This is a genomic window from Vibrio sp. 1580 (assembly GCF_033340055.1).
This window is the reverse complement of sequence record NZ_JAWOVT010000753.1, coordinates 1-514: the sequence shown is the minus strand read 5'-3', so window position 1 is coordinate 514 and position 514 is coordinate 1. Positions and strand designations below refer to the sequence as shown.

Below are 514 nucleotides of genomic sequence, written 5' to 3'. Positions count from 1 at the left end.
AATTTCACACCACTGGCGAGTTTCTTCTCCACCAACAACGTAAAACCACATTCTTCGCATCTCCCTTTAACCGGAGGGAGATTAACTGCAAATTTGCATTTAGGGTAGTTATCACATGCGTAGAAAGTTTTACCAAAGCGCGTTTTACGCTCAACTAAATGACCTTTACCACATTCAGGACACGCGTGTTGCTCTTGCGGCTGCTTTTCTGGCTCAGGTTGATTAATCGACTCAATATGATGGCACGCCGGATAGTTACTGCAACCAACAAACATGCCATAACGCCCTTGGCGTAATACCAACTCGTTACCACAATCTGGACAAGGAACGCCAAGCTCTTTGACGATGTGTCCATCATTGTTGTGCAGGGCTTTGATGTAATCACAACTTGGGTAGTGGCTACAGCCAAGAAAGGGACCGTGTTTGCCATGTTTGAGGGTCAAGTCGCTGCCACATTTAGGACACGGCTCGTGTTCCAATGCGTGTTCATGGGCAGAGAAAAGGGTGTTGTCGA

Annotated in this window: 1 protein-coding gene; it reads right to left on the bottom strand. The window is 46.9% G+C overall.

What is annotated here, in order from left to right; translation table 11 throughout:
• On the bottom strand, positions 1-514 hold a 514-nt coding region (locus R7093_RS28205; RefSeq protein ID WP_318147405.1), incomplete at both ends, for a type I DNA topoisomerase.